15 protein-coding genes and 1 riboswitch are annotated in these 23,200 nt (G+C 68.4%); of the genes, 4 read left to right on the top strand and 11 right to left on the bottom strand.

Annotated features, from left to right (window positions below):
* The first annotated feature begins 4 nt into the window (after nucleotides 1–4).
* Nucleotides 5–194: riboswitch (cobalamin riboswitch) on the top strand.
* A 142-nt stretch (nucleotides 195–336) separates the two neighbouring features.
* Together A5697_RS01280 and fadD21 are read left to right on the top strand one after the other, a co-directional pair.
* Complete coding sequence (locus tag A5697_RS01280) at nucleotides 337–1,983, top strand: PPE family protein (protein WP_068007266.1); 1,647 nt, start codon at nucleotides 337–339, stop codon at nucleotides 1,981–1,983.
* A gap of 122 nt (nucleotides 1,984–2,105) precedes the next feature.
* Nucleotides 2,106–3,839: a fatty-acid--AMP ligase FAAL21/FadD21 gene (fadD21, locus tag A5697_RS01275; protein WP_068007344.1), complete on the top strand. Its 1,734-nt coding sequence runs from the start codon at nucleotides 2,106–2,108 to the stop codon at nucleotides 3,837–3,839.
* 20 nt (nucleotides 3,840–3,859) lie between these two features.
* Here fadD21 and A5697_RS01270 read toward each other — a convergent pair whose 3' ends face one another.
* The 7 genes from A5697_RS01270 to fdxA form a co-directional block, all read right to left on the bottom strand.
* Nucleotides 3,860–4,177: a hypothetical protein gene (locus tag A5697_RS01270; RefSeq protein WP_067943982.1), complete on the bottom strand. Its 318-nt coding sequence runs from the start codon at nucleotides 4,175–4,177 to the stop codon at nucleotides 3,860–3,862.
* Nucleotides 4,174–5,439 carry a sulfate adenylyltransferase gene (sat, locus tag A5697_RS01265; protein WP_068007262.1) on the bottom strand — a complete coding sequence of 422 codons (1,266 nt, stop codon included), beginning with the start codon at nucleotides 5,437–5,439 and terminating at the stop codon, nucleotides 4,174–4,176. The genes A5697_RS01270 and sat overlap by 4 nt, the downstream gene beginning before the upstream one ends.
* A 1-nt stretch (nucleotide 5,440) precedes the next feature.
* Nucleotides 5,441–6,139, bottom strand: a complete 699-nt coding sequence (gene cysC / locus A5697_RS01260; protein ID WP_068007259.1) for an adenylyl-sulfate kinase — start codon at nucleotides 6,137–6,139, stop codon at nucleotides 5,441–5,443.
* Between the two features lie 205 nt (nucleotides 6,140–6,344).
* Nucleotides 6,345–12,647 carry a type I polyketide synthase gene (gene pks2 / locus A5697_RS01255; RefSeq protein WP_068007256.1) on the bottom strand — a complete coding sequence of 2,101 codons (6,303 nt, stop codon included), beginning with the start codon at nucleotides 12,645–12,647 and terminating at the stop codon, nucleotides 6,345–6,347.
* A 219-nt stretch (nucleotides 12,648–12,866) separates the two neighbouring features.
* Nucleotides 12,867–15,230, bottom strand: a complete 2,364-nt coding sequence (locus A5697_RS01250) for an APC family permease (RefSeq protein WP_068007341.1) — start codon at nucleotides 15,228–15,230, stop codon at nucleotides 12,867–12,869.
* Between the two features lie 100 nt (nucleotides 15,231–15,330).
* On the bottom strand, nucleotides 15,331–16,443 hold the full coding sequence (gene dapC / locus A5697_RS01245; RefSeq protein WP_068007253.1) for a succinyldiaminopimelate transaminase: 1,113 nt from the start codon (nucleotides 16,441–16,443) through the stop codon (nucleotides 15,331–15,333).
* A gap of 26 nt (nucleotides 16,444–16,469) precedes the next feature.
* Nucleotides 16,470–16,796 carry a ferredoxin gene (gene fdxA / locus A5697_RS01240; protein WP_055398945.1) on the bottom strand — a complete coding sequence of 109 codons (327 nt, stop codon included), beginning with the start codon at nucleotides 16,794–16,796 and terminating at the stop codon, nucleotides 16,470–16,472.
* A 375-nt stretch (nucleotides 16,797–17,171) separates the two neighbouring features.
* Here fdxA and A5697_RS01235 point away from each other — a divergent pair, with 375 nt between their 5' ends.
* A complete protein-coding gene (locus tag A5697_RS01235) occupies nucleotides 17,172–17,504 on the top strand; it encodes a hemophore-related protein (protein WP_067946075.1) in 333 nt (110 codons plus the stop codon).
* 14 nt (nucleotides 17,505–17,518) lie between these two features.
* Here the strand turns inward: A5697_RS01235 and A5697_RS01230 are convergent, their stop codons facing one another.
* The 4 genes from A5697_RS01230 to mshB all read right to left on the bottom strand — a co-directional run bounded on the left by A5697_RS01230 (nucleotide 17,519) and on the right by mshB (nucleotide 22,507).
* Nucleotides 17,519–18,292 (bottom strand): maleylpyruvate isomerase N-terminal domain-containing protein, encoded by a 774-nt coding sequence (locus A5697_RS01230; RefSeq protein WP_068007249.1) that lies wholly within the window; start codon nucleotides 18,290–18,292, stop codon nucleotides 17,519–17,521.
* A gap of 30 nt (nucleotides 18,293–18,322) precedes the next feature.
* Nucleotides 18,323–20,941, bottom strand: coding sequence for a bifunctional FO biosynthesis protein CofGH (locus tag A5697_RS01225; protein WP_082953185.1), 2,619 nt, complete (start codon nucleotides 20,939–20,941; stop codon nucleotides 18,323–18,325).
* A 108-nt stretch (nucleotides 20,942–21,049) separates the two neighbouring features.
* Nucleotides 21,050–21,511, bottom strand: coding sequence for a hypothetical protein (locus A5697_RS01220; protein WP_068007240.1), 462 nt, complete (start codon nucleotides 21,509–21,511; stop codon nucleotides 21,050–21,052).
* 93 nt (nucleotides 21,512–21,604) lie between these two features.
* Nucleotides 21,605–22,507, bottom strand: coding sequence for an N-acetyl-1-D-myo-inositol-2-amino-2-deoxy-alpha-D-glucopyranoside deacetylase (gene mshB, locus A5697_RS01215; protein WP_068007237.1), 903 nt, complete (start codon nucleotides 22,505–22,507; stop codon nucleotides 21,605–21,607).
* A 79-nt stretch (nucleotides 22,508–22,586) separates the two neighbouring features.
* Between mshB and A5697_RS01210 the strand changes: the two genes are divergently transcribed.
* On the top strand, nucleotides 22,587–23,198 hold the full coding sequence (locus tag A5697_RS01210) for a TetR/AcrR family transcriptional regulator (protein WP_068007235.1): 612 nt from the start codon (nucleotides 22,587–22,589) through the stop codon (nucleotides 23,196–23,198).
* Nucleotides 23,199–23,200: the final 2 nt, after the last annotated feature.

The following is a 23,200-nucleotide window of genomic DNA, read 5'->3' as shown; positions in this document are numbered from 1 at the left end:
GCTGGCTTTTGGACACAACGGATGTAACAATGCCAGCCGTAAGGTGATGACGATGCAGGAAGCCGGTGCGAATCCGGCGCGGTCCCGCCACTGTCATCGGGGAGCGACCCTCAACGGCCACGGCTGACAAGCTGGAAGGCGAGGCGAGCGGCGATCCGAGAGCCAGGACACTCGCGTCATTGCGTCCTGCGACCCGGGGCGGAGCACCCCGAGAGAGCTGTCAACGTCCATGTCACGTTTTGCATGGGTGGCCGTTGTCGTTGCCACCAACCTTCCCATCTTCTCTGAAAGATCGAGCAATGCAAGGATTTTCGTCAGCACCGCGGCGGTCGGTCGATGACCGCGCCCATCTGGATGGCCTCGCCACCGGAGGTGCATTCTGCGTTGCTCAGCAGCGGGCCGGGGCCCGGACCGCTGCTGGCCGCAGCGGCGACGTGGGGCTCGCTGAGCGCCGAGTACGCGGAGGCCGCAGACGAGCTGGCCGCGCTGTTGGGCGCGATTGAGTCCGGAACCTGGGACGGCCCGACCGCGCAGGTATACGTGACCGCGCACGCGCCTTATCTGGCATGGCTGGTGCGGGCAAGCGCCGACAGCGCCGCCGTGGCCGCCCAGCAGGAAACCGCGGCCACCGCCTACTCGGCCGCGCTGGCGGCCATACCGACGCTTTCCGAGCTGGCCGCCAACCGTGCCACCCACGCCGTCCTGGTGGCGACGAATTTTCTTGGCCTGAATACCATTCCGATCGCGCTCAACGAGGCCGACTATGCGCGCATGTGGGTCCAGGCCGCCACCGTGATGACCACCTATCAGGGTGTTGCCACCGCCGCGGTGGCCGCTGCACCGCTAACGGAACCTGCGCCGCAGGTCATGACGGCCGACGCCCTGGCGGCCGCTTCCGTCGCGCCGGCGTCGCCGCCCGACCGGCAGGACGCGGTGCTGGACTGGTTGCGGCGCATCGGCTTCGTCGACTTCTACAACAGGTTCATCCAGCCGTTGATAGACCAACTGATGAACAACCCGTTCTTCCAGGCGCTGTTCTCCGGATTCGATCCGTGGTTGCCCGTCCTCGGGAATCCGCTGAGCTTTCTCAACCCGTTCAATATCGCGTTCGCCCTTGGCTATCCGATGGATTTCGGTTCGTACTTCGCCTATCTGGCGCAAACCTTCTCCTTCATCGCGGCCGACCTTGCGGCGGCATTCGCCTCCGGCAATCCCGCGACCATCGCGTGGACCCTGTTGTTCACCGCCGTCGAAGCCATCGGGACGATCATCACCGATACCATCGCGCTGCTGAAGACGTTGCTCGAGCAGATGATCGTGCTGATCCCGGTGATTCTCCCGCTGCTGACGGTCTCGGTGATTCCGCTGGTGGTGCCCACGCTGGTGGGGGGGCTCGCGGGCTTGACGGGTCTGGCCGGGCTGCATGCCATCCCGGTGGTGCCAATCGTGCCGGCCCCTTCGTTCGTTCCCGCCGCGCTGGCGCCTACCCCACCCGCCGCGCCGGCGCCGGCGCCGGCGCCCGCACCAACCCCCACAGCCGCGCCCGCAGCGGCGCCCGCGCCGCCCTCGCACGGTGGGCCGCCACCCGCACCGTCGGGACCACCGGTGGCAACGATGCAGGGTCTCGCCTACCTGGTCGGTGGCCTGACGGCTGACGTTCGGAGGCCGGCGAGCGCCAGCGCGCGTGCGACGAAGGCGCCGGAGCCCGACCATGCCGAATCTTTCGCAGCGGTGCAGCCCGAGGAGCACCGTTCGCACGGGCGGCGCCAGCGGGCGAAGGCCACCCAATTCGGTCGCCGCTACGAATACCTGGACGCGGAGCCGACAGCCTCGGCCGGGGGCGCGACAGCCCTGGGGTTCGCCGGAACCGCACCGGTGCGGTCCGCTACCACACCGGCGGGATTGACGGCCTTCACCGATGACGCGTTCGGCGGGAGCACGCGCGCGCCGATGCTGCCAAGCACGTGGGGCGCCGAACCCTGATCGGACTGCGCTGCAGCGCCTTTCGTGTGGTCGCGCAGGATCGCCCCGATGTCCGCAGCTGGCCCGAGCGGAAAACGAACGACCGCGATGGGGAACCGCCGCCAGGCGGTAACCTAACGGCCATGCCGAACGCGTCCGTGGTCTCGCTGCTGCGGGAACGCGCGGGCCTGCAGCCCGACGACGTGGCTTTCCGGTACACCGACTATGAGCAGGATTGGGCCGGCGTCACCGAGACGTGGACGTGGGCACAGCTTTACCAGCGCACCCTGAACGTCGCGCACGAGGCCAAGCGGCACGGCGCCGTCGGGGATCGGGCCGTCATCGTCGCTCCCCAGGGGCTGGCTTATATCGCGGCGTTTCTCGGGGCGATGCAGGCCGGTTTCATCGCGGTGCCGCTGTCGGTACCGGCGGCCGGTTCGCACGACGAACGGGTGAGCGCCGTCCTTGCCGACACCACGCCCACCGTCGTCCTCACCACGTCCGCGGTCGCCGGAACCGTCACCGAACACCTCCGGCAGCCGGAAGCGGTCCCGGCCGTCATCGAGGTCGACGCCCTGGATCTCGACGACGCGAGCGCGTCGAGCATCCGGATCAGCGGTGCCCCCGACACGGCCTACCTGCAATACACGTCGGGATCGACCCGGCTTCCCGCCGGCGTGATGATCTCGCACCGGAACCTTCAGGTGAACTTCCGGCAGCTGATGGCCGACTACTTCGCGGAGGGCAACGGCGTGCCGCCGCGCGACACGGCCGTGGTGTCGTGGCTGCCCTTCTACCACGACATGGGCTTCGTGCTCGGCGTCATCGCGCCGATCCTGGGCGGCTATCGCGGTGACCTGACAAGTCCGGTCGCGTTCCTGCAGCGGCCGGCGCGGTGGATCCATGCGATGGCGAACGCCGGCCCGGTGATGTCGGCGGCGCCCAACTTCGCTTTCGAGTTGGCCGCCCGCAAGACATCGGATTCCGATTTGGAAGACGTCGATCTGGGCAACGTGCTGGGCATCGTGAGCGGTGCCGAGCGCATCCATCCCGCCACGCTGGATCGCTTCTCGAAACGGTTCGCCCCGTACAACTTTCGCCAAGACATGATGCGCCCCTCCTACGGGCTGGCCGAGGCGACCGTCTACGTCGCCAGCCGCACCGTGAGCGCGGCCCCCAAGGTCGTGCACTTCGAACCCGGGAAGCTGTCCGAGGGCACCGCGGAACGGTGTTCGGAGGGAACCGGCTCCCCGCTGCTCAGCTACGGCATGCCGAAGTCGCCTTCCGTGCGGATCGTGGACCCCGACACCGGCAGGGAATGCCCGGCGGGAACGGTCGGCGAGATCTGGGTCCACGGCGAGAATGTGGCCGGCGGGTACTGGCAGAAGCCGGCGGAGACCGAGCGCACCTTCGGCGGCATTCTGGCCGGCCCGTCGCCGGGCACGCCGGAAGGGCCATGGCTGCGCACCGGCGACCTCGGCTTCGTCTCCGAGGGCGAGCTGTTCATCGTGGGCCGCATGAAGGATCTGTTGATCGTCTACGGGCGCAACCACTATCCCGAGGACATCGAGTCGACGGTCCAGGGCATTACCGGGGGCCGGGTCGCGGCGATCTCCGTCCCGGTCGACGAGACCGAAAAGCTGGTGACCATCATCGAATTGAAGAAGCGCGACGATTCCGACGATGCGGCGCTGCGTCGGCTCGCCGATGTCAAAAACGATGTCACCGCGGCGATTTCGAGCACGCACGGCCTCAATGTCGCCGACCTCGTCTTGGTGTCACCGGGGTCGATTCCCACCACCACGAGCGGCAAGATCCGGCGGGCCGCCTGTGTCGAGCAGTACCGGCGGCAGGAGTTCACCCGGCTGGACGCCTGAGCGCCTCGCGCTAGTTCCGGCTAGGGTTGCGCTTCGGCAAGGAAGCGGTCCACCACGTCGGGACCGGTGGAGCGCAGCGCGATGGACAACTCCAACAACCTGTCCTTGGCCTTCTTGGGCAGCAACTCGATGGACTTGGTGGTGGCCGAGTCGTACTTGGCCCCCGGGAAGCGTTGCAGCACAATGTCCTTCTGCGCTTCGGTGGTGTAGATCTCTAGGAGCTTCATACCGGCGAAGGCGTCCTTGGCCGAGTCGGCCATTCCGGCGTTCGCCAGCGCCTCGAGCCGTTCCTCGTTGATCCACACGTTGACCTTGATCTGCTTTCCGTCACCGCTCATGAGTCGGCTTCCCCCAACTGGTTCAGCGTGAACACCGGCAGCCTGTCCTTCAGGTAATCCTCGGTGACGAACGGCGAACCCCGCCCGTATTTGGCGGCGGAGTCCAAGACCACCTCGAACACCTCGTGGCGCATGACCTGCTGGGTGGGCTTCACCTCGTCGGTGAGGATGCTTCGGATCAGGCTGCCGCTGAAGCTTTGCGCCTGGGAGTCGTGACCGCACAACGCGGAGTTGGTCACCTCCCGGCATTCCGGGCAGTACCAGTTCTCCCGCAGGAAAACCGGTTTGATGCCCAGCTCCGACCGGTGCTGCTGCAGCAGGTCCTGCGAGTCGTACGGGTGGTAGAAGTCGCCGACGCCGGCGTGGTCGCGTCCGAACATGTGGTGGGTGCAGCCGAGGTTGGTCCGCAGGATCGCGTGGAAGATCGCCTCGCGGGGCCCGGCGTACCGCATGTCCCAGAGCGTGAAGGTGACCTTGTGGACGTCCTCGCGGAAGTACCCGCTCTTCCTCAGCTCGTCCTGCGTCAGCAGGATGGCCTCGTCGATGTAATCCCCCACCCGCTTCTGCCCGATGATGGCGTTGACGAGCACTCCGGTGTTCAGGTTGTCGACGGGCATGTCCTCGTTCGCGGCCAGCCACGCCTGCTTCATCAGCGCCTCGTGCCCGGTGTGGGGAACGTTGCGAGTCTGGTGGGCGACGACGTGCTTCCAGCCTTTTTCTGCGAGCGCGTCGTGGTGCTGCCTGGGCGTCAGCCAAAAGCTCTTGAAAGGCTCGTTGAACACCGGCTCGTTGATGAGCGTGACGTCACCGGCGATGAACCGGTTCGCGTACGCGAGCGTCTTCTTCACGCCCGGGTGCCTGGGATCGGTTGTGCCGTAGGTTTTCTCGGCGAAGCGGTGCAGGTCGTACTCGTAGATCTCGGTGACGTCGAGGATCGCGATGGGTGCATGGAGGTACTCCAGCACGACGCTGCCGCCCTCGTTGACGCCCAGCTTCTCGACGTCGTCGGAGGACAGGTCGAACACGATCGGGATGCTCCACAGCGTTCCGTCCGGGAGCCGCAACTTGTCCAGCGTCCCGTCGACCTCTTGCCGGCCCATGAACCCGGGCAGCGGGGTGAAGAATCCGTAGGACAGGCTGATCACTTCATGCGCGGTCGCCTTCGAAATCGGCACGCGCGGCAGGCCTTTGATCTGTCCGGCGGCGCCGTCCGTGGACACTCTTTCCACGATCGGTTTCCCGTTGTGACCGTGATAGTTCATCTCATGACCTCGCTTCGCGGTGGGTGTCGAACCCGCGGGCGGCAGCGGCGCGGGCGGGAATGACGCCCTCCTTCTCGAGGTGCGAGACCACTTCCTCGGCCAGCGTGTCCGCATCCTTTGTGCCACCGTCGAGCCGCAGCTCCGGGCTCAGCGGAGCTTCGTACGGATCGTCGATTCCGGTGAAACCCCGGATCTCACCGGCCCGGGCCTTCTTGTACAAGCCTTTCGGATCACGCTGCTCGCAAATCTCGATCGGCGTATCAATGAAGATCTCCTGGAAATCACCCTCGGCGAGGGTGGCGCGAACCGCGTCACGATCGTGCCGGTACGGGCTGATGAAGGCGGTCAAGGTGATGACCCCGGCATCGCAGAACAACTTCGCGACCGCTCCGAGGCGCCGGATGTTCTCCTCGCGGTCCTCGGCGGAGAACCCCAGACCGAACCGCTTCGCGAACTCGACTCCGTGGCGCTCTTCGAGGAGAGTCGGGCCGGCGTTGAGCCCGTGGCGGACGTTGTCGCCGTCTAGCAGGTAGCTCCGCACGCCGCGCTCGTAGAGCTTCTGCTCGACGATGTTCGCGACCGTGCTTTTACCGCTGGCGCTCAGCCCCGTGAACCAGATGACGCAGCCCTTGTGGCCGTTGAGCCGCTCGCGGGCCTCGCGAGAGACCTGGTGGTCATGCCAGGTGATGTTGGTGGACATCCTCAGCTCCTCGTCGGATTTGCACGCCTCATCGGTACGTCGCCCGTGGTCCTCTCAACCGGCGCCCCGCCGCGGTCATTCCTGGCAACGTCAATAAAACCGGATTTCAGCAAGTCTACAAGTCAAGATGGTCAGTTTAGGGCGGTTTTCTGGGGTTCGCGTTGCGGCACTCGCCCATCCGGGGTAGGGCCGCGCATCCGCCTCGTCAGGATGCTGACGCCGCCGCTTCCGAAGCGGCCAGCTCGTCGCACAGATGCTCCGCCAGATCGCGAACCGTGGTGATCTTGGTGGGGCTGATGCGCACACCGGTTTCCGTCTCGATGCGGGTTCGCAGCTCGAGATTGCCGAGTGAATCCAACCCATAGTCGGACAACGGACGATCGGGATCGATTGTGCGCCGGAGCAATAGGCTGATCTGACCGGACACCAGCCGACGAATGGCGGTGGGCCATTCGTCGCGGGGCAGCGTCTTGAGTTCGGCCAGGAATTTGCCCGCGTCCGGGTTGCCCTGCCCCATCGATCCGAACGCCTCGGCGAACCGGCTGCGTTGCGCGAACGAGGTCAGCCACGGCGTTCCCATGATCGGGGCGTAGCCCGAGTAGGGGCGGTCGTAGCGCAGCAGAGATTCGAACGCGTGATAGCCCTCCGCCGGCTTGATCGCGATGCCGGCGTCTTCCGCGAGGGCCGTGGCGCGGCCGACCTCGGACCACGCGCCCCAGGCGATCGCGCTGCCGGGCAGCCCCTGGGCGCGGCGCCAGTACGCGAACGCGTCCAGCCAGCTGTTCGCCGCGGCGTAAGCGCCCTGGCCCGGGGAGCCGACCAGCGCGGCGGCCGACGAGAACGAACAGAACCAGTCCAGCGGCTGTTCCCGGGTGGCTCGATGCAGGTTCCAGGCTCCGTAAACCTTTGGCGCCCAACACCGCTCGATCAGCTCGTCGGTCACGTTGGTCAACGTGGCGTCGTCCACCACCGCCGCCGCATGCAGCACCCCGCGCACCGGCAGTCCCGTCGCGGTGGCGCACGCCACCAGGCGGTCGGCCGTGCCCGGCTCGGCGATGTCTCCGCACTCCACCGCGATGTCCGCGCCGCCGGCGCGCAGCCGCTCGATGGCTTGGCGCGCTTGCTCGTTGGGCGCCGAGCGGGAGTTGAGCACGATCCGTCCCGCGCCCCGGGACGCCATCTCACCGGCCAAGAACAATCCCAGCCCGCCGATACCACCGGTGACGATGTAGGCGCCGTCGGTGCGGAACGGCCGCACGTCTTCCGGGGGAACCGTCGCCACCCTGCGCCCAGCGCGCGGCACGTCCAGCACGACCTTGCCGGTGTGCCCGGCGGCACCCACCAGGCGGATCGCGGCGGCCGCGTCGTGGATCGGGTAGTGCGTGGTCCGCGGCAGCGGCAACTCGCCGTCGGCCGTGCGTCGGTACACGGTGGTCAACAGGCGGCGAACCGTCTCGGGGTGGCTGAACGTCAACAACGCCAGGTCGACCGCGAACAGGGACAGGTTGCGCCGGAACGGAAACAATCCGAGGTGGGTGTCGCGGTAGATGTCGCGCTTGCCCAGTTCGACGAATCGTCCGCCGAAGGCCAGCAAATCGATTCCCGCGCGCTGCGCGGCCCCGGGCAGCGAGTTGAGCACCACGTCGACGCCGTATCCGTCGGTATCGCGGCGAATCTCGTCGGCGAACGTCGTGCTGCGCGAGTCGTAAACGTGCTCAATCCCCATGTCCCGCAGCAATTGCCGGCGCTGCGGACTGCCCGCGGTCGCGAAGATCTCGCAGCCCGCGGCCCGGGCGATCGCGATGGCCGCCTGTCCGACGCCGCCGGTGCCGGAATGGATGAGCACCTTGTCGCTCGACGCGATGCGGGCCAGGTCATGCAACCCGTACCAGGCGGTGGCCGAGGCGGTGGGCACCGCGGCGGCGTCTTCCAGCGACAGGCCGGGCGGAAGGGTGACCGCGTGCCGGGCGTCGGCGATGACGAACGTGCCCCAACAGCCGTGGCGCGACATGCCGCCGACGCGGTCCCCCACCCGGTGCTCGGTGACGCCGGGACCGACGGCGGTCACCACACCGGCGAAGTCACCACCCAGCTGCTGTTGGTAGCCCTCGAAGGTGGGATAACGGCCGAAGGCGACCAGCACGTCGGCGAAGTTGATGGTGGACGCGGTGACCGCGACCTCGATCTCCCCCGGCCCCGGCGCGACGCGGTCGAACGCGATGAACTCCAGCGATTCGAGGTCACCCGGCGTGCGGATCTGTAGGCGCATGCCGTCCCGCTCGCGATCGACGACGGTGGTCCGCCGTTCGGCCGGACGCAGCGGACCCGGGCGGAGCCGCGCGGTGTACCACTGCCCGCCGCGCCACGCCGTCTCGTCCTCCTGCGACCCGCTCTTGCACTGCAGTGCAACGTGTTTGGCTTCGGTCGCCGCGTCGACGTCGATCTGGGTGGCGCTCAGGTGCGGGTGCTCGGAATCGATCACCCGCATCAGACCGCGCAACCCGGTCTGCTCGAGGTTGGCCACGTCGCCGGCGACCACGTTGGCGGCATTCCTGGTCACCACGAAGAGCCGGGGTGACTCGCCGGGCAGCTCGGAGAGCTCACGGGCGATCGCCACCAGATACGACACGTAGTCGCACCCGCGCCGCGTCTCTTCGGCTCCCCCGGTCTGCGGCGCGGTCACCACGACGACGCCCGCGAGGCCCTTGAGCGGGCCGTGCCCGTTGGGGGCCGGCAGGCCGCCGCCCGACAGCAGGGTGCGTAACTGTGCGGTTTCCACCGACCCCAGCGGCAAGGGCACCGCGGTGCATTGGGCGCCATCGCTTAATGCCTCGGCCAGTTGCGCCGTCAGCGGATCCGTCACCTCACCCGCGCTGAGCAACAGCCACGATCCCGGCTCGCCCCGGGACTCCTCCGGCAATTGCCGTGGCTCCCATTCGATGGTCAACAACCGCTCGTTGAGCAGCCGTTGCGCCCGCTCGTGCTCGGAGGCGCCGCCGGCCAGCCGAAGCCCATCGACCGTCAGCAGGACGGCGCCGGACTGGTCCAGCACGTCGAGGTCCGCCTCGCACTCGCCGGGGCGCGACGACGTCACCCTGGCGAGGCAGTATTGCGCGTTGCGGGTCGAGGAATAGCTGCGCAACCTGCGCACGCCGACCGGCAGCAGCAGACCGCCCGCGCTCGCCTTCTGCACCTCGGGATGGACGACGACCGACTGGAAGCACGCGTCCAGCAGGGCCGGGTGGATGGCGTATCCCGACTGCTGCGAGCGGATCGCGCCGGGAAGCGCGACCTCGGCGAGCACGGAGCCGGCCTGCCCGTCGGCGACGAGCGCGGCGGCCAGACCGGAGAAGGCCGGACCGTACTGAATCCCTATCGCGTCGAAGGCTTTTCGCAATTCGGCACCGTCCATGCCAGACGGGTGATTGGCGATCAGCGTGGCCATGTCGTGGGCGGCCGGCTCGGCCTCTTCCGGTTCGTTCAGGGCCCGCAGGACCGCACCCGCCCGGCGAACGCGTTCGCCCTCGTCGTGGGTTTCCACCGTGAACTCGAGAACCCCGGGCGCGGCGACCGTCGCCGCCGACGATGCCCGCGTCCGGCCGTCCAGCAAGAGCGTCTGCTCGAACGTGATATCGCAGACCTCCGAGCGTTCGCCGAGGGCCGCGCGCGCGGCGGCGAGCGCCATCTCGCAGTAGGCGGCGCCGGGAAACGCTGCCACCTGGTGGATTTGATGGTCAGCGAGCCAAGGGTGTGCCTCGGTGCCGACATCGCCCTGCCAGACGTGGCGCTCGGCTTCCTCGTACAGGTGCACATGCGCGCCGAGCAGCGGATGGACGGCCTGCACCGACGCCCCGTGCGCCTGCTCTTTGCCCTCGCGACTGAGCATGAGCCTGCGGTGCGTCCACGTCGGGAGCGGGGCGTCCACCAGGCGTCCGGTCGGGTACTGCACCGAGAAATCCACCGCGGCACCGGCGCTGTGCACGTCGGCGACGAAGCCCCGCAAGCCAATTGGCAGCTCTTGGTCGCGGCGCATCGCCGCGAGCGCGGCGATGGGCATGTCCAGGCTGGCGGCGTTCTGCTCGACCGCGTGGGTGAGCAGCGGGTGGGGTGCGAGTTCGCCGAACACGCGGAAGCCGTCCTTGAGGGCGGCCTGCACGGCCGCCGCGAATCGCACGGTGTAGCGCAGGTTTTCGACCCAGTACTCGCCGGTGAACGACGGCCGTTCGCGGGGGTTCCACAGCGTCGCCGAATAGTAGGGAACTTCCGGCTCCCGCGGGTCGAGGCCGGCGAGGGCCTCGAGGAGTTCGTCGAGGATCGGCTCCACCTGCGGCGAATGCGAGGCCACGTCCACCGCCACCTCGCGCGCCATCACGTCCTGCTCCTGCCAGGCCGCGACCAGATCGCGGATCGTCTGCGTATCGCCGCCGATCACCGTCGACGTCGGCGAGGCGACCACCGAGAGGACGACGTCAGAGGTCCCTCGGATGGACAGTTCCGACAACACTTGTTGGCCGGGCAGTTCCACCGAGGCCATGGCGCCGCTGCCGGCGATCCCCGCCATCAGCCTCGAGCGGCGGCAGATGACGCGCACCCCGTCCGCCGGCGAAAGCCCGCCGGAGACGACCGCCGCGGCGGATTCACCGAGCGAATGCCCGATGACGGCGCCGGGACGCACCCCGTAGGACCTCATCGTCTCGGCCAGCGCGACCTGCATCGCGAAGATCGTCGGCTGCACCCGGTCGATGCCGGTCACCAGTTCGGGCGCCGACAGGGCCTCGGTGACCGAGAACCCCGATTCCTCGGCGATCAGCGGCTCCAGCTCGGCGATCGTCGCCGCGAACACCGGCTCCTTCGCCAGCAACTCGGCGCCCATCTTCGGCCACTGCGACCCTTGCCCCGAGAACACCCATACCGGCCCGAGGTCGTCCTGCCCGACGGCCGGCTCGTACGGGATGTCGCTGCCGGCGACCCCGCGCAGGGCCGCGCTCAGCTCGCCGAAGTTGCTCGCCGACAACACCGTTCGCACCGGCCGGTGCGCGCGTCGGCGGGCCAGGGTGTAACCGAGATCCCACACGCCCGAGCCGCCGGCGTGCTCGTCGACCCAGGCCGCGAGCCGGGCCGCCGTGTCGCGCAGTTGCTCCGCGGACGTGGCCGACACCGGAAACAACAACGCCCCGTTGGTGGTCGGTGTGCCCGTCGGCTCTTCGGGCGTCGCCACCGTAGCCTGCTCCAGCACGGCGTGCACGTTGGTACCCGACATTCCATAGGACGACACGGCGGCGCGCCGCGGCTGCCGGCCGGCGGTGGGCCAGGGCGTGTTGGCCTGCGGCACGAACAGTTCCGTCTTGACCGTGGCCAGCTCGCCCGGCAGGCGGGTGAAGTGCAGATTCTGCGGCACCGTGCCGTGCTGCAGCGCGAGGACCGTCTTCATCAACCCCAACGGTCCGGAGGCCGACTGCAGGTGGCCGAAATTCGTTTTCACCGAGCCCAGCGCGCACGGTCCCGCGGTTCCGTAGACCGCGGCCAGGCTCGAGTATTCGATCGGGTCCCCCACGGGGGTGCCCGTGCCGTGCGCCTCGACGAAGCCGACCGTTGCGGCGTCGACGCCGGCGACTTCGAGGGCCTTTTGGTAGACGGCCACCTGGGCGGTTTCCGAAGGGGCCGCGATGTTGACGGTGCGGCCGTCCTGATTGGCCGCGGTTCCGCGCAGCACCGCCAAGATGCGGTCGCCGTCGCGTTGCGCGTCGCCCAGCCGTTTGAGCAAGAGCATGACGCAGCCCTCGCCGGACACGAAGCCGTCGGCCTTCTCGTCGAAGGCGTGGCAGCGGCCGGTCGGCGACAGCATGCCCTGCAGCGACCCCGAGACGGACTTCCGCGGTTCCAGCGTCACGACGACACCGCCGGCAAGGGCCAAGTCGCTTTCACCGCTGTTCAGGCTGCCGCAGGCCTGGTGGACGGCCATCAGGCCCGACGAGCACGCCGTGTCCACGGTGACCGCCGGGCCGTGCAGGCCCAGGGTGTAGGCGACCCGCCCCGACGCGAAGCTGTTGCTGGTGCCGGTGAACCCGTACGGCCCCTCGGCGGCGCCGCAGTCGGCGGACAACAGTTCGTAGTCGCCGTGGGTCAGTCCGACGAAGACCCCGGTCTGCGAGTGGGACAACCGGGCGGGATCGAGGCCGGCGTGCTCGATGGCATCCCAGGACGTTTCCAGCAGCAAGCGGTGCTGCGGGTCGATCGCGGTGGCCTCGCGCTCGGTCATGCCGAAGAAGTCGCAGTCGAAACCGCCGACGTCGTCCAGGAAGGCCCCCCACCTCGTTACCGAGCGGCCGGGCACGCCCGGTTCGGGGTCGTAGTACAGGTCCGCGTCCCACCGATCGGCGGGAATCTCGCCTACCAAGTCGTCGCCGCGCAGCAATGCCTCCCACAACTGTTGCGGAGAATCGATCCCACCGGGAAGCCGGCAGGCCATACCGATGACAGCAACGGGTGTTGCGGTTGCGGCACGCAAAGTGCAGTCCCCTGTTCTCCCCCAACGGCGTTGGGCAGTCATGCGGGTGTCAGCTTACCGTCACGGCTCGACTCATCGCCTCCGAAGCCGTGTCCGGCTCCATCAGCCGTCCGGGACGTCGGTAGCGGCCCATTGGAGAACGACGAATAGTCTTGCTTGGCAAAGAGTTCCGCACAACAGCGTTTGCCCATGCGGGACAATCCCGCGATCGCCCGGACGTTACGTTTTGCTGGTTTCGCCGGATTCGCCGGATTCGACGGCCTTCGCGGGGTCTTCGATCACGCAATACGTCGGATCGATCATCGAGATGGGCCGGTTGCCGGTCTGGCGCGCCTTCCCGGTGATCCGCAACAGCTGGCCGGGCTGAATGTCGGCGCCCCCATGGCTTGGCCGGAACGTGATTGTCATTTCCCCGCTGTTGTCCCCGACGACCACCTGCCGGAAGGTACGCCCGCGGTCGGTGACGTCCTCGACCTGGTTGACCCGCCCTTCGACGGTGGCCCGTTGCCCCGAGATGAGCCCGGCCACCAGGATGACGGAGGCCGGCCGCTCGGGGTGCTCGTAGGCGTCCACCTTCTCGTCCTCGCCCTTGGACACCCAGGCCTCGAGCTTGTCGATCTCCTGGGCGATGCGTTGCTCGAAGGTGTCGGGGTAGGCCTCTTTGATGCGCGATTCCACGTCGTAGGGCACGATCGTCGCCGCCGCGTCGGGGATCAGGCTCACCGCGCGGGAGATCTTGTCCGCGGTGCGGTCGTGCAGCAGCCTCCCCAACAGCCGCGCGAACGTTCGCCGGGGCAGCAGCACCGTCACGTTGGTGTGCGGTTGTTCTTCGCGCGCCTTGGCGACCAGCAGCTGCGCGGCCCGGCTGATCCGGCGGTCCGGGCAGTCCACCACGCGCAGCGGAGTGTCGAGATCGAAGTGATCCCAGCGCTTTCGCAGTTGCGCGGCGTGCGCCGGGTCGACCATGAAGTGCACCGCGGTCAACTCGTCGGCCCGTAAACCCCTGCCGTAGCGCAGCGCTTCGATCACCGCCAAATCCACCGAGTCGACCAGAACGAACACCCGGTGCCGCGCATACTTCACCAACTCCGGGCGGTCGGTGCGGAACATCTCGAGAATGGCCGCCTCGGCGCGGTATTCGCGGTTGAGCCGCATCAGCATGAACACCAGCAGCGGGAAGACGACGACCACCAACCATGCGCCCTCGGTGAATTTCGCCACCGCGAAGATGCCCACCACGATCGTCGACAGGACCGCCGCGGATAGGTTGATCGCCAGGCGACGTCGCCACCCCGGTTCCCGGTGCGTCAGATGGTGTTTGGTCATCCCGTAGCCGGCCATCGAGAACCCGGTGAACACGCCGATCGCATAGAACGGGACGAGCGCGTTGACCGACCCGCCGGTCACCACCAGCAACACCACCGACAACGCCGTCAGGGTGATGATGCCGTTCGAAAAGACCAGCCGGTGACCGCGTTTGGTCAGTTGGCGCGGCAGGAAGCGGTCCTCGGCGACGAAACTGGCCAGCGCCGGGAAACCGTTGAAACTGGTATTCGCACCGGTGAACAAGATGGCCGCGGTCGCGGCCTGGACCAGAATGTAGAAGATGTCGCCGATCACGCCGTTGCCGAAGACGGCACGGCCGATCTGGGACAGCACCGATGGGTATTCCGTGAGATACGGCGTGGCGTGGGTAACATGCGCCAGGTAGGCGACACCGGCCAGCAGGAGGCCGAGGATGGTGGCCATCGCGGTGAGTACGCGGCGCGCGTTGCGGCCCTGCGGCTTTCGAAAATAGTCGACCGTGTTGGAGATGGCCTCGACCCCGGTCAGCGACGAGCCTCCGTTGGCGAACGCGCGCAGCAAGACCAAAATCGTTGCGCCCAGCACCAACCCGTTGCCCTGGTGGACCGGCACGGTTCCGGTCATGTGCGCGGGATCGTAAGTCGGTAGGTTCCCGGCGAATGCGCGGATCACGCCCACGACGATCGTCAGGCCGACCATGACGATGAACGAATAGGTCGCCACCGCGAACGGCAGCCCCGCTTCCTTGAGCCCACGCAGGTTCGCGTAGCAGATGGCAAGCACCACACCGACCGTGAGTTCGAGGCTGTACGGGCCCAGCGCGGGGACCGCCGACACCACCGCAACCGTCCCGGCCGCCGATTGCACCGCAACGGTCACGACGTAGTCGATCAGCAGCGCCGCGGCGGCGATTTGGGCCACCCGCGGACCGAAGTTGTCCCGCGCGACGATGTAGGAGCCGCCGGCCCGGGTGTAAGCCATCACCACCTGCCGGTACGAGGCGGCCACCAGCACCAGGATGAGCAGGATGACGCCGGTGATGGGAAGCAACAGCAGGAAGGCGGCCAGCCCGGCATGCGGCAGCAGTTCGATCAGGATCTGCTCCGGGCCATACGCGACGGACGACACCGCGTCCGGCGAAAGCGCGCCCAGGGCAACCGGATTCGACAACTTCTCGGAGGCGATGTCCTCGGTGATCAGGGGCTTTCCCAGGAACACCCGCTTGACGATGTCCCCGACCGAAAGGGGGATGCGCAGCTTGTCGGCCGAAGTCGTCACGACCACCGTCCTTAACCTGAGCGGGCGAAACACCTTCGATGCATTGTGCACGCTGGCGGCCGCCGTGGTGGCAGCTGGTCGGATTCGGCTTGAAGTTCGGCTAGGCGAGCCGCCGCACGGCGGCGGAGATCCGCTCGTCGGTCGCCGTCAGCGCGACGCGCACGTGCTGCGCACCGCGCGGGCCGTAGAAGTGGCCGGGCGCCACCAAAATGCCGCGTTCGGCCAGCCAGGTGACGCTGTCCGCGCACGGCTCGCCGCGGGTAGCCCACAGATACAGGCCCGCCTCGGAATGGTCCACGGCGAACCCGGCCAAGCGCAGCGCCGGCAGCAACGCTTCCCGCCGCCGTTCGTACCGTTCCCGCTGCGCCAGCTCGTGGGCGTCGTCGTCCAGGGCGGCGACCATGGCCGCCTGCACCGGCGTCGGCACCATCATCCCGGCGTGTTTGCGCACCGCCAGCAGCTCGGCCACCAAATCGGGATCCCCGGCGACGAACCCGGCCCGGTAACCGGCCAGCGAAGAGCTCTTCGACAGCGAGTGGATCGCGAGCAGCCCCTTGTGGTCGCCGTCGCACACCGACGGATGCAGGATCGACAGCGGTTGCGCCTCCCAGCCCAGCCCCAGGTAACACTCGTCGGAAGCCACCACGCTGCCCCGCTCGCGGGCCCAGCCGACCACCTTGCGCAGGTGGTCGACGCCCAGCACGCGTCCGGTCGGGTTGCTCGGGGAGTTGAGGTAGACCAGCGCCGGCGACTGCGGGCCCAACTGGGTCAACGAATCCGCCCGCAGCACCGTCGCTCCGGCCAGCCGCGCCCCGACGTCATAGGTCGGATACGCCAGCTCGGGCACCACGATCAGGTCCGCGGACCCCAGTCCCAGCAGGGTCGGCAGCCAGGCGATGAGCTCCTTGCTGCCGATCACCGGCAGCACAGCCGCCTCGGTGAGGCCGGTGATGCCGAAGCGGCGGGCCAGCGCGGCGACCGCCGAGTCCCGCAATCGCGGGGTGCCGGCGGTGGCGGGGTATCCGGACGCGGAACCGGCGGCGGCGAGCGCGTCTTGGATCACCGGCGCGACGGGGTCGACCGGGGTGCCGACGGACAGGTCGACGATGCCGTCGGGATGGGAACCGGCCAGCGCTTTCGCGTCAGCCAGCGTGTCCCAGGGAAATTCCGGCAGGGAAGCCGAGACTCGCCCGCGTGCGGCGCGTTGCCTCACCCCGGGCCTATCCAGCACCGGCCCGCTCAGTCGCCCTCGCCCTGGGGCGGCAGGTCCTTGACGACCTGCGGGTCGTTCTCGGTCATGCCGACCTTGGCGGCGCCGCCCGGCGATCCGAGCTCGGTGAAGAAGTCGGCGTTGATCTGCGTGTACTGGCTCCACTGCTCGGGCACGTCGTCTTCGTAGTAAATCGCTTCGACGGGGCAGACGGGCTCACACGCTCCGCAGTCGACGCACTCGTCGGGGTGGATGTACAGCATCCGCGCGCCCTCGTAGATGCAGTCGACCGGGCATTCCTCGATACATGCCTTGTCTTTGATGTCGACACAGGGCTCGGCGATCGTGTAGGTCACAGACGTCTCCTCCATGTACTGCTTCGGTGTGGGCTGCTCTTCGGCTCGCGCCCGGTGCTTCCGGCCGCTCCAGGACAAAGCTTTCGGTTACTGATACTAGACGTTGCACATACACGTCAACCACTTGGCGCGCCCGTTAAGTTGACGATTTAAGACTGTCAGTCTCGGACGCCGCGACCGGGGTCGGTTTCGCCGAGGGCGAACAGGCCGCCCAGCCTGCTGACCTGCGAAGAGTCGCACTCCAGCGGGTCTCTGCGATAACCATCGATATGGAAGCACGGTCGTGGTGCCTGGTAGCCTCGACCGGAAGACGGCAACCGCTGGGCAGATGTCGTCGCCTTGATAGCGGTGCATAAACGGGGAAGGTGTCCACACATGAGGCTGTCGTTGACCAAATTGACCGTTGCGCTCGGTGGCGCGGCCGTGGCGTTGACCGCCGGGGCCGGAATCGCGTCCGCGGACCCGACGGACGCGATCATCAACACCACTTGCAACTACGGGCAGGTGATCGCCGCGCTCAACGCCACCGATCCGGCGGCCGCGACGCAGCTGAACAGCTCGCCGATCGCGCAGTCCTACATCCGCAACTTCTTGGCCGCGCCGCCGCCGAAGCGCCAGCAGATGGCCCAGCAGATCCAGGCGATGCCGTCGGCGATGAAGTACTACGACGACATCAACCAGGTCGCGGTCACCTGTAACAACTTCTGAGCCCAGCACGCGGTTCAGTAACCGCTGAGCAGGCCGCGGACGCGGCCCAGGGTTTCCGGTCCGACGCGGCTGCATATTCGCGATGGGTCTGCGGGCTTACGCCCCCAGAGCAGCAGCACGCGCGCGGCGGGGTCGGTTTCCAGGGTGGCCGGGCCTTCGGGTTCGGTGAGTCCGATGGTGCTGCGGTCGGCTTCCGCGCTGATCACGACGTCGTCGGTGCCGCCGGCCCGCAGCCTGGCCTCGACGCGTTCGCCGGGCCGTAATTGCTTGGCCCCCTTGGCCAGCAGCGGTTTTCCGACCGCGATGACGCTGTGGGTGGTCATCCAGGGATCGGCCAGCCCGGTTTTCAGCGCCGCCGGCATGTCGGCGTCCCCGGTGATGTCCCAACCGTGCAGCACGAGCTCTTCGCGCATGTGCTCGGCGAACCAGGGCACCTTCATGGTGCGGCCCGTCCACGCGACGTCGGTGTCCTGGGGCACGTCGTCGGCCGCCTCCGCGATCCGGTTGAGGGTGGCCATCCGGTCGAACAGCGCGTCCCACAGGTCCGCGTCGTTCAGCGCGCGCAGTGGTCCCTCACGTTCCTCGAAGCCGCGCGTGCCAACCGGTTCGCCGTCCAGATGGGCGGCCAGCACCCGGGCGATCTCCTCGGCGTTTCCGGCCTGATGGACGACGATGTCGCGCACCGTCCAGGCCTCGCACCACGTGCCGGCGTCGGGCCGGCGCCGCTGTACCGCGTCTACGAACGGCCGCCACTCGGGGAACCGGTCGTCGTCGATCTGTCGGTTCACGGCGTCGGGTATACCCGTCGCCGCGGGCTGCTAAGCGGCCCGCGGGGCGTAGGTTGTGGTGCGTTGGCGGGCGGGGCGCCCGATCCCCTCGGCGATCGCGGTCAGCTCTTCGACGCTCTTGGCCGACCCGTGCTCCGAACCGGCCATCCGCGAGATGGTCTCCTCCATCAGCGTGCCGCCCAAATCGTTGGCACCGCCGTTGAGCATCACCTGTGTCCGCTCGATCCCGAGCTTGACCCAGCTGGTCTGGATCTGGGATATGCGGCCGTGCAACATGATTCGTGCCAAGGCGTGAACGGCACGGTTGTCGCGGTGAGTGGGCCCGGGCCGGGCGGCGCCGGCAAGGTACAACGGCGAGCTCTGGTGTACGAACGGCAACGGGACGAACTCGGTGAAGCCGCCGGTGCGGTCCTGGATCCCACGCAGCACGTTGAGATGACCCACCCAGTGCCGCGGGCTGTCGACGTGCCCGTACATCATCGTCGACGACGACCGCAGGCCCACCTCATGCGCGGTGGTCACGATGTCGATCCATTCCGAAGTCGGCAGTTTGCCCTTGGTCAGCACCCAGCGCACTTCGTCGTCCAGGATCTCGGCCGCCGTGCCCGGGATCGTGTCCAGCCCGGCCTCGCGCAGGCTGATCAGCCACTCGCGGACGCTCAGCCCGCTCTTGGTCACGCCGTTGGCGATCTCCATCGGCGAGAAGGCATGCACGTGCATTGACGGCACCCGCGCCTTGACGGCGCGGACCAGGTCGGCGTAGCCGGTGACCGGCAACTCGGGGTCGATCCCGCCCTGCATGCACACCTCGGTGGCGCCTTCGACGTGCGCCTCCCACGCACGGTCGGCCACCTCTTCGGTGGACAGCGAATACGCATCGGCGTCGCCCTTGCGCTGCGCGAAGGCGCAGAACCGGCAACCGGTGTAGCAGATATTGGTGAAGTTGATGTTGCGGTTCACCACGAATGTCACGTCGTCACCCACCGTGTCGCGCCGTAGCGAATTGGCAAGGGCGGCAACGGCTTCCAGTGCGGGTCCGTCGGCGGTCGCCAGCGCCAGGTACTCGCTGTCGGTGCAGCCGGCGGGGTCGCGCTCCGCGGCGCGCAGCGCGGCGAGCACATCGGTGTCGATGCGTTCGGGTGCCCGGGCGGCCAGCTCGTGCACCTGCGCGCGGATCGATTCCCAGTCGCCGAAGGCGCTGTCCAGATCGCTGCGCGCTTCGGTGGCGCGGCCCTCGGTGTCGATCGCCGCGTTGAGGTCGACCCGCCCGGCCGAGGCGACGTCGTCGGGCTCCTGCCAGGGCAGCCCCACCGGATTGACGTCGCGGGCCAGGCCGGTCGCCGGGTCGGCCAGCGCCATCACGTGGCCGCGCACCCGCGGGTCGATCCACGCCGCCCCGGCCTGCACGTACTTGGGCTGAGCGGTAAGTCGCTGAACCAGTTCGTATCCGGCCTCGGCGGTGATGTCGGCCAGCTCGTCGAGAGCGGGCCACGGCCGCTCGGGGTTGACGTGATCGGGTGTCAGCGGTGACACGCCGCCCCAGTCGTCGACCCCGGCGCCCACCAGCGCCAGGCACTCGTCGCGCGACACCAGGTTGGGCGGCGCCTGGATGCGCATGCCGGGGCCGAGCACCAGCCGGGCGACCGCGACCGTCGCCAGGTAATCGTCGATCCCCGCGTCGGGGACGGCGGCCATCGCGGTGTGTTCCTTGGCCCGGAAGTTCTGCACGATCACTTCTTGTACGTGCCCGAACTCCTTGTGTGACTTGCGAATCGCGTGCAGAGTTTCGGCACGTTCGGTCAGCGTCTCGCCGATGCCGACCAGCAGGCCGGTGGTGAACGGAATGGACAGCCGGCCCGCATCGGTGAGCGTGCGCAGCCGGACCACGGGATCTTTGTCCGGGCTGCCATAGTGGGCAAGCCCTTTCGTCTCGAACAGCCGTCGCGACGTGGTCTCGAGCATCATGCCCATCGACGGCGCCACGGGCTTCAGCCGCGCCATCTCCGACCAACTCATCACACCGGGGTTCAGGTGCGGCAGCAGGCCGGTCTCTTCGAGCACCCGGATCGCCATGGCCCGCACGTAGGACAGCGTGGAGTCATAACCGCGTTCGCTGAGCCACTGCCCCGCCTCCGGCCACCGGTCCTCGGGCCGGTCACCAAGGGTGAAAAGGGCTTCTTTGCAACCCAATTCGGCTCCGCGGGCAGCGATGTCGACGATCTCGTCGGGCTCGAGATACATGCCGGCGCCCTGCGCGCGCAGCTTGCCCGGCACGGTGACGAAGGTGCAGTAATGGCAGGTGTCGCGGCACAGATGGGTGATCGGAATGAACACCTTGCGCGAATAGGTGACGGGTAACCCGCCGCCGGGGCCGCGCCGGCCGGCGGATGCCAGGCCCGCGTCGCGCACCCGCGCCGCGCTGGCGCACAGGTCCGCGAGGTCTTCACCGCGCGCGGTCATCGCGACGGCGGCCTCATCGACGTTGAGCGCGACACCGTCTCGGGCGCGACGTAACACCCGTCGCAACGCCGAGGCGCTGGTCTTTGGCAAAACCACAGGATTAGGAAGAGCGATAGGCTCTTCGCCCGGAGTCAGCGGCACCTTCGTGTAACTTCCCCACGATCGAATTTCATCCGCGTGTCCCAACATGTGAAATTTTCTTCCGACCCGTGCGGGCCCGTCTGCGCAACAGTCAACAGTAGCGGCAGTGCCACACGCGCAAGCGGGGACATCCCGGCCCGCGCGGCGGCACAAACGTCAGGCCCGGCGCCCGCGCCGCCACAGCATCCAGAACGGCGGCACCACCCCCAGCACGATCAGCAGCAAGGCCCCGTAGGCCATCACGCCGCGACCGCCCAGGATCACGTCGTCGGCCGGGCCGCCCATGCTGATCACCGCCACGGTGAGCAGCCACGTCCACAACGGCAGCGCGGCCAGCCGCGACGACGTGGTCCACCGTCCGGCGGCCCACACGAGTGCGGCGTTGACCAGTCCAGAAATCAAGCCGCTGATGGGAAACGGGATCGACCCGATATAGGAAGGCAGCAGCAGGGCCCCGGCCAGTGCGGAGAGGACCCCGTCGACGGCCAACAGCGCCAAGACAACGAAACGTATCGCGGGGTCTGTCGCGCCGATGTCTTCGAGAGATGCGGCGCGCGGCTTGGTTTCGGTCAGGTCGGGACGCTGTCGATGTTGGAGAGTATCGAGCCGATAACCCACTGCAGGCTGTCGAGCCGGTCCTGCCAATGCTGCTGATTAGGGTCCAGGTCGGGGTCCATGCGAAATCCTTCCGTGGCTGCCTGATTGGCAAGCCTACCCCGTGCCGGCCGCGGTGAAATCAAGCCCGGCAAGCAGATCTGTCTCCCACCCGCGCTCGTCGCGCTCCCCCGCCGTGCCGGCCGCCAGCACGTAGTGCTCCTCGGCGAGGATCGGTAGCGCCATGTTGTTCGACAGGGCGCAGGCCCGGCCGGTCGGTCCGATGACAACCTGGGTGGCGTGCGCGGCGAGCGCCGCCCGCTTGGCCGCCCAGGCCTCAAGGTCGGGCTCGACGACGGCGTCGATGTCGGAGTCCGCAAACCCGAAGCCGAACTCTTCCTCCGGGGGGATCGCCCACTCGGGCAGCAGGTCCTCGCCATCGAGGGCACGCAGGCCCGCCAGGAAGGCGCGGGTGGCGAACACCGACCAGTAGAACTTCGGCACGGTCCACGGTTCGCCGGGAAAGTCGCCGGAGCCGGCAGCCGCCACGGCGGCCGTTGTGACGGTGTGGGTGTGGACGTGGTCGGGGTGGCCGTAGCCGCCGCCCGGGTCGTAGGTCACCACGACGTGCGGACGGTGCTCGCGAATGACGGCAACCAACTCGCCGACGGTCTCTTGCTCGTCGGCGTCGATGAACCGCTGCCGCGCCCGCCCCGGTGTTCCCCGCATGCCCGAGTCGCGCCAGCGTCCGGCGCCGCCGAGGTAGTGCGGGCCGCCGACGCCGAGCCCACGCAGCGCCGCGGTGAGCTCGCCGATCCGGTAGCCCCCCAACTGATCCGCGTGTTCGACGGCCAGCCCGGCCCAGCGGTCACCGATGACCTCGCCCTCTTCGCCAAGCGTGCAGGTGACGACGCGCACGTCGGCCCCGCGGGCGGTGTAGTGGGCGATGGTGGCGCCGTTGCTGAGGCTCTCGTCGTCGGGATGCGCGTGGACGAACAGCAGCCGTGGCGTCTCGGGCATGGACGCACCCTACCCGCACCGCAGGTCCGGTGGCGGTCTCGTCGCCACCGATAGGAACGCATACGGCTACTATCGAGGGATGCCGCAGCTCACCCAGACCGCCCCGACCGGTGGCCGGAGCCGCCGACGGGGCGAGGTCCTCGAGCGGGCGCTCTACGAGGCCACCCTGGCCGAATTGGCTGAGGTCGGCTACGGCGGGCTGACGATGGAGGGGATCGCGGCGCGCGCCCACACCGGCAAGGCGGCCCTGTACCGGCGCTGGACCACCAAGTGTGAGCTCGTGCACGCCGCACTGGTCCATACCTTGCCGCCGTTGCCCGAGGCGCGGCCCGGCAGGTCGGCGCGGGAGAACCTGCTGACGGTGTTCAGCGCCCACCGCGACGTCTGCGCCGGGAAGACCGCCTTCCCCGGCATGGCCACCGTCAACCAGCTCCTGCACGAACCCGAGATGCGCGCCATCTTCGCCGACGCCGTGGTGGCGCCGCGCCTGCAGATCGTCGAATCGATCCTGCAGGCCGCCGTCGCGGAGGGCGAGCTCGATGCGGAGCTGATCACCCCGCTGACCGCCCGCATCGGCCCGGCCCTGATCAATCAGCACTTCCTGCTGACCGGATCGCCGCCGAACCGTCGGGAGCTGGCGCTCATCGTCGACACCGTGATCCCGCCGCGACGGGGGCGGGCGGCCGACTGACG

The sequence above is a fragment of the Mycobacterium sp. E3251 genome (genome assembly GCF_001666835.1).
GTDB lineage: Bacteria > Actinomycetota > Actinomycetes > Mycobacteriales > Mycobacteriaceae > Mycobacterium.
The sequence above is the reverse complement of the archived record's forward strand: the minus strand, read 5'-3'. Positions and strand labels throughout refer to the sequence as shown.

What these genes read in the sequence shown, in the direction of transcription:
- A5697_RS01280 (WP_068007266.1), top strand. Translation starts at nt 337, where the DNA reads ATGACCGCGCCCATCTGGATGGCCTCGCCACCGGAGGTGCATTCTGCG.
- A5697_RS01210 (WP_068007235.1), top strand. Translation starts at nt 22,587, where the DNA reads ATGCCGCAGCTCACCCAGACCGCCCCGACCGGTGGCCGGAGCCGCCGA.
- fadD21 (WP_068007344.1), top strand. Translation starts at nt 2,106, where the DNA reads ATGCCGAACGCGTCCGTGGTCTCGCTGCTGCGGGAACGCGCGGGCCTG.
- cysC (WP_068007259.1), bottom strand. Translation starts at nt 6,139, where the DNA reads ATGTCCACCAACATCACCTGGCATGACCACCAGGTCTCTCGCGAGGCC.
- mshB (WP_068007237.1), bottom strand. Translation starts at nt 22,507, where the DNA reads ATGCCCGAGACGCCACGGCTGCTGTTCGTCCACGCGCATCCCGACGAC.
- A5697_RS01225 (WP_082953185.1), bottom strand. Translation starts at nt 20,941, where the DNA reads ATGTTGGGACACGCGGATGAAATTCGATCGTGGGGAAGTTACACGAAG.
- sat (WP_068007262.1), bottom strand. Translation starts at nt 5,439, where the DNA reads ATGAACTATCACGGTCACAACGGGAAACCGATCGTGGAAAGAGTGTCC.
- A5697_RS01270 (WP_067943982.1), bottom strand. Translation starts at nt 4,177, where the DNA reads ATGAGCGGTGACGGAAAGCAGATCAAGGTCAACGTGTGGATCAACGAG.
- A5697_RS01235 (WP_067946075.1), top strand. Translation starts at nt 17,172, where the DNA reads ATGAGGCTGTCGTTGACCAAATTGACCGTTGCGCTCGGTGGCGCGGCC.